The 9681-nt window shown below is 71.3% G+C and carries 6 protein-coding genes and 2 pseudogenes; 3 read left to right on the top strand and 5 right to left on the bottom strand.

The window, feature by feature from the left end:
- Nucleotides 1-105: 105 nt before the first annotated feature.
- The gene (locus tag ABZV94_RS37745; protein WP_356348901.1) at nt 106-618 is read right to left on the bottom strand and encodes a DUF2165 domain-containing protein; all 513 of its coding nucleotides are present in this window, start codon (nt 616-618) and stop codon (nt 106-108) included.
- A gap of 138 nt (nt 619-756) precedes the next feature.
- Here ABZV94_RS37745 and ABZV94_RS37740 point away from each other — a divergent pair, with 138 nt between their 5' ends.
- A complete protein-coding gene (locus ABZV94_RS37740; RefSeq protein ID WP_356348898.1) occupies nt 757-1872 on the top strand; it encodes an ADP-ribosylglycohydrolase family protein in 1116 nt (371 codons plus the stop codon).
- A 22-nt stretch (nt 1873-1894) separates the two neighbouring features.
- Here the strand turns inward: ABZV94_RS37740 and ABZV94_RS37735 are convergent, their stop codons facing one another.
- Both ABZV94_RS37735 and ABZV94_RS37730 read right to left on the bottom strand, forming a co-directional pair.
- Nucleotides 1895-3454: a sodium:solute symporter family protein gene (locus ABZV94_RS37735; RefSeq protein WP_356348895.1), complete on the bottom strand. Its 1560-nt coding sequence runs from the start codon at nt 3452-3454 to the stop codon at nt 1895-1897.
- A 104-nt stretch (nt 3455-3558) separates the two neighbouring features.
- Nucleotides 3559-3804, bottom strand: a pseudogene (locus ABZV94_RS37730) (SDR family oxidoreductase); the annotation flags it as partial.
- A gap of 103 nt (nt 3805-3907) precedes the next feature.
- Between ABZV94_RS37730 and ABZV94_RS37725 the strand changes: the two are divergent.
- A pseudogene (locus ABZV94_RS37725) lies at nt 3908-4452 on the top strand (hypothetical protein).
- A gap of 3 nt (nt 4453-4455) precedes the next feature.
- Here ABZV94_RS37725 and ABZV94_RS37720 read toward each other — a convergent pair.
- Both ABZV94_RS37720 and ABZV94_RS37715 read right to left on the bottom strand, forming a co-directional pair.
- Nucleotides 4456-6276: an MFS transporter gene (locus tag ABZV94_RS37720; RefSeq protein ID WP_356348894.1), complete on the bottom strand. Its 1821-nt coding sequence runs from the start codon at nt 6274-6276 to the stop codon at nt 4456-4458.
- 189 nt (nt 6277-6465) lie between these two features.
- On the bottom strand, nt 6466-8853 hold the full coding sequence (locus tag ABZV94_RS37715) for a D-alanyl-D-alanine carboxypeptidase (RefSeq protein WP_356348891.1): 2388 nt from the start codon (nt 8851-8853) through the stop codon (nt 6466-6468).
- Between the two features lie 181 nt (nt 8854-9034).
- Here ABZV94_RS37715 and ABZV94_RS37710 point away from each other — a divergent pair.
- Nucleotides 9035-9681, top strand: a 647-nt coding sequence (locus ABZV94_RS37710; RefSeq protein WP_356348889.1) for a GPP34 family phosphoprotein, incomplete at its 3' end; no start/stop codon positions are given.

Below are 9681 nucleotides of genomic sequence, written 5' to 3'. Positions count from 1 at the left end.
CCGCAGCCGTAGCCGCGCTCGTCGCGGTAGCCGTAGGCGGTGTCGAAGGAGACGGTCAGCCAGCAGGCGCGGGTCCAGGAGTGGGCGCCCGGGGTGTGCCCCGCGTCATGCGGAGCCGGCCCGCCGGACCGGCCCCGGCAACTGGTTGACGATCAGTGCGACACCGCTGAGCAGGAACACGCGGGTCGCCGCGTCCAGCCCGTTCCACGTCTTCGACTGCCACATCGCGAACCACTCACCGCCGATCGCGATGAACCCCGCGCCGAAGAGCAGCAGCAGCATCAGCAGGCCGTAGGTGGACCAGCGCCGGGCCGCCTCGTCCCTGCGGCGCGCCCACAGGTACGTCCCCCAGACCAGCAGCAGGGCCGCCACGGTCTCCCACACGATGACGAGGACGTACGCGGTGTCCTGAAGTGCCGTACTGGTGACGGCCCGCCACATCAGATCGTCGTCCCTGAACGTCGTGTCCATCGCCAGCACATGCCGCACGAACTGCTGGTTGGTCCCGAAGTCGGTGATGTTCCCGAGCGCGACGAGGGCGATGTAGAGGGCGAGTATGCCGGTGAGCACACCGGCGGCGAGTCTGAGGCCGGTGTGAGCGGTGGGGGTGGTGGTCATGGCTGGATTCTTCCCGGTGGCCGCCCGGCTCCGCCGTACGCATTGCGCCAGAATCCGGCCGGGCGGCACTGAACGGACCGTTCCCGGTCGATTACAGTGCTGGGCGTCGTACAGGCGGACGGTGCCAGGGGAGGTCTGGTGGGGGCGACAGCCGGTGCCGTCTGGGGGCGTGCCGAGCAGCAGGACTTCCGGAGCCGGGTGCGGGGCACGCTGCTCGGGGCCGCGGTGGGCGACGCGCTGGGCGGGCCCGCCGATCCCCTGTCCCTGGAGGAGATCCGGGCCGCGTACGGCGGTGAGGGGCTGCTGGACCTGGCCTTCGGGCACGGGCGGCGCGGCGCGGTCACCCATCACACCCAGCTGACCCTGTTCACCGTGGACGGGCTGATACGGGCCCAGGTGCGTCGCGACACCGGCGCCTGGCACCCGCCGACCGATCTGCACCGGGCCTATTTGCGCTGGGCGGCCACCCAGCGGGACTGGGGGCCCGACGAGCGCCGCGAGGACGACGGCTGGCTGGCCCGCGAGGAGTGGCTGTACGCCCGCCGGGATCCCACCCGAGCGCTGCTCATCGGGTTCGGCGACGACACCATGGGCACGCTGGACTCGCCGAAGAACCCGGGGGAGCTGGGCCCGGAGGCGGTCGCCCGCTTGGCGCCGTTCGGCCTGCTCGTCGGCTGGGAGCCCCAACTGGTCGTCCAGCTGGCCGTGGAGTGCGCCGCCCAGACCCACGGCCACCCCATCGCCTACCTGTCGGCGGGCGCGTACGCCGTGATCGTGCACGCGCTGGCCCGGGGCGACAGCCTGGACGGCGCCGTGCAGCGGGCCCTCGCCCTGCTCGCCGTCCGCCCCGGCCACCAGCCGGTCGCCGACGCCCTCCAGCACGCCCTCGGGGCGGTGCGGCAGGGGATGCCGACCCCGGCCCGGGTGGAGGAACTGGCCGGCGACGGTACGGCGGACGGTCTGCTGGCCGCGTCCGTGTACTGCGCGCTGGTGGGGGAGGACGTACGGCACGGGCTCTGCCTGGCGGTGAACCAGAGCGGCCCGTCCGCCGCCGCGGGCGCTCTCACCGGCGGCCTTCTCGGCGCCCTGCACGGCGAGACGGCCCTCCCGCCGGCCTGGCTGGCCGAGCTGGAGGGCCGCCCCACGATCCTGGAACTGGCCGACGACTTCGCGATGGAGATGACGCAGGGTCCGGCGCTGCACGGCCCGGCGGGCTCGTCACCGGGGTGGCTGGCCCGGTATCCGCGGGCGTGAGCGCGCTCCCCGGCGGGGGACCCTACGGTGCTCCCACCACGTCGTCGCCCGCCGTGGCCGGTACCGGGACCGCCGCCACCGCGTCCCCGTCCGTGTTGACCTTCTCGATGATCGCGAGCCGGGCCGGGGTGTCCTCGGGCTTGAGGTAGCCGATGAGGATGTACAGGACCAGGGAGACGGCGAGCGGGATCGAGACCTGGTACTGGAGCGGGACACCGCCGTCGACGTTCCAGTTGATGGGGTAGTTGACCAGCCAGAAGGCGAGCAGGCCCGCCGCCCAGCTGGTGAGGGCCGCCGTCGGGCCGGAGCGGCGGAACGGGCGGAGCAGGCCGAGCATCATCGGGATCGCGATGGGGCCCATGAGACCGGCCACCCACTTGATGACGACGGTGATGATGTCCTTGAAGGTGGGGGAGTTGACCTGGGTGGCGACCGCCATGGACAGGCCGAGGAAGACGACGGTGGTGACCCGGGCCGCGACCAGCCCCGACCGTTCGCTCCAGCCCCGCGCCTTGGCCGACAGCACCGGTGCCACGTCCCGGGTGAACACGGCGGCGATCGCGTTGGCGTCCGAGGAGCACATCGCCATGGTGTGGGAGAAGAACCCGACGATGACGAGGCCCAGCAGGCCGTGCGGCAGCAGCTGTTCGGTCATCAGCGCGTAGGAGTCGGAGCCGTCCGGCTTCTGCGCGTGGACCAGCAGCGGGGACATCCACATGGGGAAGAACAGCACCACCGGCCAGACCAGCCACAGCACCGCCGACAGCCGGGCCGAGCGCTCGGCCTCGTAGGCGCTGCCGGTGGCCATGTAGCGCTGGGCCTGGTTGAGCATGCCGCCGTTGTACTCGAAGAGCTTGATGAAGAGGAACGCGAGGAGGAACACGGTGCCGTAGGGGCCGACCAGCGGCTTGCCGTGGCCGTGCAGGGCGGGCTCGTCCCAGGCGCCGAAGAAGCCGATGTGCTTGTCGTTCAGCTTCAGTACGACCGCCACGAACATCGCGATGCCGGCGAGCAACTGGATGACGAACTGGCCGAGTTCGGTGAGGGCGTCCGCCCACAGGCCGCCGATCGTGCAGTACACCGCGGTGATCGCGCCGGTGATGAGGATGCCCTGGTTCAGCGAGACGCCGGTGAAGACGGACAGCAGGGTGGCGATGGCCGCCCACTTGGCGCCCACGTCCACGATCTTGAGCAGCATGCCGGACCAGGCGAGCGCCTGCTGGGTGGGCAGGTTGTAGCGGTTCTTCAGGTACTCCAGCGGGGAGGCCACATGGAGCCGGGAACGCAGTCGGTTGATGCGGGGCGCGAACAGCTTCGACCCGATGGCGATGCCGAGCGCGATGGGGAAGGACCAGGTGATGAAGGAGGTGACGCCGTAGGTGTAGGCGATGCCCGCGTATCCGGTGAACATCACGGCGCTGTAGCCCGACATGTGGTGCGAGATGCCGGAGAGCCACCAGGGCATCTTGCCGCCGGCCGTGAAGAAGTCGGAAACGTTGTCCACGCGCTTGTGCGACCAGACGCCGATCGCGACCATCACACCGAAGTAGCCGATGAGCACGGCCCAGTCGAGACTGTTCATGTGCCCGATCGTGGGTCCGTCCACGTGAACACGACAAGCAAGCGTAAGGTCAAGTCAGAGTAAAATTGTTCTGCTTGCTGATCCGCGTTCACCATCATGAACGCTCACGCTGGTTGGCGAAGTGTCGTCAGCGCATCAGCTACCCCCGCGTTGACCAGCAACGACTGCCCCGTGGTCGCCCGCGCCCGGTCCGAGGCGAGGAACACCGCCGCATCCGCCACATTCCCGTCGGTGGCCAGTTCCGGCAGCGCGGTGAACCGGACGTACGCCTGCACCGGCGGTCCCCACATCCAGCCGGGCAGCACGGTGTTGACCCGGATCCGGTACGGCCCCAGCTCCCGCGCCGGCGCCTCGCACTGCCCCTCGTCGGTGACGTCCGTCGCCCGGAACGCCGTCCGCGTGCCCTCCGGATCGATCCCGGCCTGCGAGCAGGGACATGGGTCCTCCTCCGGTATGGCGCTTCATCTGACGGAGCGTCAGAGTAGGGGGGCGGGAGGAAAGGGCGTCCGCCCCGGACACGCCCTGATCACCATGGTCGAGCCGCACCCCGGCCACGAGCACGCCTACAACCGCTGGTACGAGGACGATCACTACTACGCCGGCGCGATGGCCATGCCCTGGATGTACGCGGGCCGCCGGCCCCGGGACTTCCACGCCCTCGACCACCCGTACGCGGGCCCGGTGCTGGAGGTGATCGACACCGGGTCGCCGGAGCAGCGGCCCGCACTGCTGGAGTGGCTGCGCGCCCGGCACCTGCCGCGCCGGCTCGCGGGCTCCCCGGCCGCGATGGTGACCGTCTTCCGGCCCACCCCGCTGCCGGGCGACCGCATGACCCACGTCCGGCAGGTCGAGGGCGTGGACACCCGGCTGACGCTGCTGTGGTTCCTGGAACGGGACCCGCCCGCCTGCTGGGAGGAGCACTTCACCGGGTGGAGCTGGTGGCGCCGTTCATCCCGACGGTGCCGGGCACCGACACGTACGCCGACCGGCTCCGCTGACCGTCAGGGCTTCCTCAGCGCGTCCGGGCACGGCGTCCCGCGCGGCAGCTGGTACGGCGCGGCCAGCCGGTACGTGCCCGGCTTCGGCGCGAGCAGCGTGGTCCACTTGTCCCCGTCGACGTCCTCCGGCGTCGCCATCAGACACGCCTTGATCTTGTCGTAGGACTGGCTCTTGCCGTGCTCGTCGACGATGCTCAGCCACGGCGAGTACGGGATCCGGATCAGAATCCGCCCGGCCTTGCTCACCCGCAACGTCATCTCACCCTGCTCGGCCCGGTCCACCACCGCGTTCGGCTCGGCGAGCGGCGCCGGATCGGTCACCTTGAACAGCTGCCAGTTGGCGTCGCCCCACACCTGCTTCAGATACGGCATCCCGCGCCGCAGCAGCTGCCGCTCGCGCTGGCCGCCGTCCCCGTCCGGGTTGTCCTTGGGCAGCACCACGTAGTGCACGGCCCACCGCTGGAGCCACTCGTGGTAGTTCGCCGAGTTGAGGGTGTCGTCGTAGAAGAGCGGGTTGCGCTCCATGTCGGCCTGCCGGTTCCAGCCGCGGGCCAGGTTGACGTACGGCGCGAGGGCGGAGGCCTCGCGGTGCGAGCGGGCCGGGACCACCTCGACCCGGCCCTTCTCGGCCCCGACCTTCTGCAGCTCGTTGACCAGCGGGGCGAGTTCCCGCGCCCAGGAGGCGGCCGGGGTGGTGTGGATGATGTCGTCCACCGACTTGAAGCCGAGCCAGCCGGCGAAGCCGAGGAAGGCCAGCACGGTCACGTACCACCTGCGGGACCTCGGCACGGTGTACGGCAGGGCCGCGATCAGGGTCGCGCCCGCGAACATCATCGGCAGCCGCGAGATGTTGGACCCGATCTGTGAGCTGATCAGCCACACCAGGACGACGGCGATGCTGTAGACGGCGGCCGTCAGCCGGACCGTCACCCACTCCTTCGGCACGAGGAACAGGCACAGCAGGCCGTACGTCAGCGGCATGACCACCGAGCCGAACCCCATGGGCTGGGTGCCGGAGAACGGGAACAGCCAGGCCGACACCGCGACCACCGCCGACGGCGCGAGCCCCAGCGCCCACGCGCCCGGCCGCCGCTTCTGCAGGAACAGCGCGACCGCCACCAGACCCACGAACAGCCCCGCGACCGGCGAGGCCATCGTGGCGAGCGCCGCGAGCGGGGCGGCGACCAGGGCCTTCGCCCAGCGTTTGAACCGCCACCGGTACGGCCAGCAGAACACCGCCGCGACCGAGCCGAGCGCGAACATCGTGCCGAGCCCGAAGGTCACCCGGCCGGAGATCGCGTTGCACAGGAACGCGAAGACCCCGGCGAGCGAGGCCCACAGCGGGTTCCTCACCGCCCGGCTGCGGATCAGCACCATCGTCAGCAGGCCGGCCGAGACCGTCCCGGCGATCATCATCGTCGTCCGCACGCCGAGGACCGACATCAGATACGGCGACACCACGCTGTACGACACCGGGTGCATGCCCCCGTACCAGGCGAGGTTGTACGCCGAGTCCGGGTGCCTGCCGACGAACTCCGCCCACGCGTCCTGCGCGGCGAGATCGCCACCACTGTTCGCGAACGTGAAGAACCAGATGATGTGCAGCACGCCCGAGAGCGCCGTCATCGACAGCGCGGGGTGCCGGAGCAGCCGCTGCCGGAGCGGTTCCAGGGCGGCGAGCAGGCGGGCGCGTCCGCCGGGGCGCACCCCGGCGTCGGACCCGGCGACGCGCCGGTCCGGGTCAGTCGTGGACCGACGTATTCGCGGGCCGGATCCCGGGCCCGGATCCGCGTCGTCGGCGTGTGTCGGCTCCGCTGTGGCCACCTGAAGGCACTCCCCGTGTCCCGTCTTCTGTTCTCGGCCGCTTCCCCCGGAGTACCCGGCCGCGTTCCGTCCCGTTCGCGGACCCGTCCGGGGACCGGCGACCTGCCCCGATTCGTGACGCTAGCACGCACCCCGTCACCGGGCCCCCGGGTGGGGGCTCCATGACGGGGTGCGCGCGGGACGGCCCGGTCAGCCCAGCCGGGTCAGCCTGGCGCCGATACCGGGCTCGGCCAGGTCCTTCTGGAGGGCCACCGGGACCTTCACCGCACCGGCCGAACCGTCACCTACGGTGAGCGTCCCGACCCGGGTGCCGGCCTTCGCGGTGTGCGGCACGGTGCCGGACGCGAAGGACAGCTTCACCTTCATCCCGGCCCAGCCGGCCGCCGTGACGTCCTTCGTGACCACCACCGGGGTACGGCCGCCGAGCCGGTCGTCCACGTACCCGACGACATCCCCCTTCTTCACGATCTTCGCCGAGGTCAGCGCGTCCTGGGCGGCGAGCAGCGCCGTCTTGCTGACCGCGTTGACCGTCTGGAGGATCTCCCGCTTGTGCTGGCCGAGGATCGCGCCGACGATCGTCACCGTCTGCCCGCCGACCTGCTTGCGCGAGGCGAACAGCAGGTTGCCGCCCGCCGCGGTGGTGCTGCCGGTCTTGATGCCGATCGCGCCGATGCGGTACGGCAGCTCGTTGTAGTTGGGCCAGAACTTGCCGGAGGGGTCCGTCCAGCTCGCCGCGCTGCTGATCGCGACCAGGGCCGGGACCTTCACGAACGCGCGGCCCAGCTTCACCTGGTCCTCGGCCGTGGAGACGGTGGTCTCCTTCAGCCCCGAGGGGTCGGTGTACGTCGTGCGGGTCATCCCCAGTTCCTTGGCGGTGGCGTTCATCTTCTTCACGAACGCCGCCTCCGAGCCCGCGTCCCAGCGCGCGAGCAGCCGCGCGATGTTGTTCGCGGAGGGGATCAGGACGGCCGACAGGGCCTGCTTCTCGGTGAGGGTGTCACCGGCCTTGACGGTGTCGAGCGTCGACTCGCCGGCCTTGTTGTAGCCGCCCTCCTTCTCCGCCGTCGCGTCGATCTTGATCTTCGGGCCTTCCTGCCCGGGCTTCAGCGGGTGGTCCTTGAGGATGATGTACGCCGTCATCGTCTTGGCGACCGAGCCGATGGCCACGGGGGTCTGCTTGCCGAAGTGCCCCATCGTGCCGACGCCGTCCACGTCCATCCAGCCCTGGCCCTCGCCGGGCCACGGCAGCTGCGTGCGGTCGCCGGCGAAGGTGTAGCTGTCCTTGCCGGTGAGCGCGAGCGTGGGCGTCGGCAGCGGGCGCACGGCCTGTACGACCGCAAAGATGATCGCCAGGAGCAGGACCAGCGGGGTCCAGATCTTGATCCGGCGCACGAGCGTGCGGACCGGGGTCTCCGGGGGCGGGGGCGTGTTCGTCAGCTCCGCCAGCAGGTCCAGCGGGGGCTTGGGCGGGAGCGGCTGCTGCGTGGTCCGCTCGGGACCGACCTGGGGGACGGGCGTGGTGGCGTCCGGCGCCTTGGCCTCGGCGGCCGGCTTGCGCAGGTCGTCCTTCAGCGCGACGAACTTGCTGGTGCGCTCCGCGTCGGACTCGGGGGTCTTCGGCTTGCCGCCGAGCTTCAGCATGGTCGTCGGCTGGTCGACGGGGGGCGTCTCGGGACGGACGGCCTTGAAGACGGTGGTGGGCTGGTCGACGCCGGTGTCCTCGGCGGCGGGGTCCGTGCCCGGCTCCGCCTCGGCTTCGCCTTCGGCGTCCTTGTTCCCGCCCGCACGGGGTGCCTGCGGCGGCTCTGGGCGCGGCTCCGCCTCGGCTTCGCCTTCGGCGTCCTTGTTCCCGCCCGCACCACCCGTGCGGCTCTCGTCGTCGGCTGCGGGTGGCCCCTGTGGGGCGTCCTCGTCATCGGCGGCCTCAGCGCCGTCACGGCCCTCAGCCGCCTCGTCCTTCGCGTCCGCGTCGGACGGGGCGTCAGTCTCGGCCTCCGCGTCGGCAGAGCCCTCCACCCCGGTCTCACCGTCCGCATCCGCATCCGCGTCCGCGTCAGACGGCTCCTCGGCCTCGTCCTTCGCGTCAGACGGCTCCTCGGCCTCGTCCTTCGCGTCAGACGGCTCCTCCGCATCCGCGTCCGCGTCCGCGTCAGACGGCTCCTCGGCCTCGTCCTCCGCGCCGGACGAAGCCTTCGCCTCCTCCCCGGCGTCGGCCGGGTCCGCCTCCGACGAAGCGTCAGCCTTCGTCGCCTTCTCGTCGGCGTCGTCAGCGTCGTCAGCGTCGTCGGCGTTCGCGGGTGTGTCCGGGCTCGGTTCGCGTACCCAGGTCGACACCGCCGCTTGCAGGTCGGTGTCCTCGGGGTCGGCCGACTGCTCCCGCGCGGCCGGGGTTTCGGGTCGTACCGCCAGGACCTTCGTCGCCGTGTCCCCGCCCGAGGACTTCCGTTCGCGGGACACCGCGAGACGCGGATCGCGCGCCTCGGGAACCGAACCCGCGCTCCCCGACGTCGGTTCCGCCGACGACTCGCGCTGCTTCGACCTGTCGGGGGACTCGCCCGCCACCGATGCCTCCTCCATGCGCCGCACGCCTACGCGCGCGCCCTGTCCGAACCATGTACCAGTGTCCTGTGTGAGGGCTTGGCCCCTGCGGTAGACGAGAACGACATACCTACCGGTTCCCTCACGAACCGGTCACGCACCCTCGACAGACCAATGTGAGAGGGGTCACCCTGTCATTCATCCACGCGGGGAGGCATGGATGGGCAGGAGCCGCAGAACACTTCCGGAGGAGCTTCTGCTGCTGGCATTGGACCCGGCCACGGGTACCACTGCGCAGCCGCAGTCGCTCGACCTCGGTCTGGCCGGTGCACAGCTAGTGGAGCTGGCGCTGGCCGGACGGATAGCCCCAGACGGGGATCGTATCGCCGTGGTGGTACCACGGCCGACAGGAGATCCGACTCTGGACTGCGCGTTGGAGTTGCTGCGAAGGCGTGGCGCTCCCGTGCGTGCCGTCCACTGGATCGGCGGGCCCCGGCTGGGGCTCAGGCAGACCTACCTCTCGCATCTGGAGCGGTGCGGCATGGTCGCCGCCGTGCCGGGTCAGATGTGCGGGGTGCTGCCGACGACGCGTTATCAGGCGACGGACACCGCCATCAGCCGGGAGATCCGTGCCCGGCTGGATTCCGCGATCCGCACCGGCGTACCGCCGGACCCGCGGACCGCGGCGCTCGCCGCCCTGGCGCACGCCGTCGGGCTCGGCAAGCACCTGTACCCCGGCAACGAGGGCCGGTCGTCCCGGTCCCGGCTGCGGGACCTGATCCGGCACGACCCCATGGGCGGGCTCGTCGCCCACGCCGTCATGGACGTGCAGAACGGTGCGGGCGCCCAGCCGCGCCGCGGCCCGGC

Origin of the sequence: Streptomyces sp. NPDC004658 (genome assembly GCF_040609555.1) — a bacterium.
In the GTDB taxonomy this organism is placed as follows: Bacteria; Actinomycetota; Actinomycetes; order Streptomycetales; family Streptomycetaceae; genus Streptomyces.
Note: the sequence above shows the minus strand (reverse complement) of the source record. Positions and strands in the feature narration are given on the sequence as shown.

Coding starts and splice junctions, on each gene's coding strand:
- ABZV94_RS37745 (WP_356348901.1), bottom strand. CDS start 618: ATGACCACCACCCCCACCGCTCACACCGGCCTCAGACTCGCCGCCGGT.
- ABZV94_RS37735 (WP_356348895.1), bottom strand. CDS start 3,454: ATGAACAGTCTCGACTGGGCCGTGCTCATCGGCTACTTCGGTGTGATG.
- ABZV94_RS37715 (WP_356348891.1), bottom strand. CDS start 8,853: ATGGAGGAGGCATCGGTGGCGGGCGAGTCCCCCGACAGGTCGAAGCAG.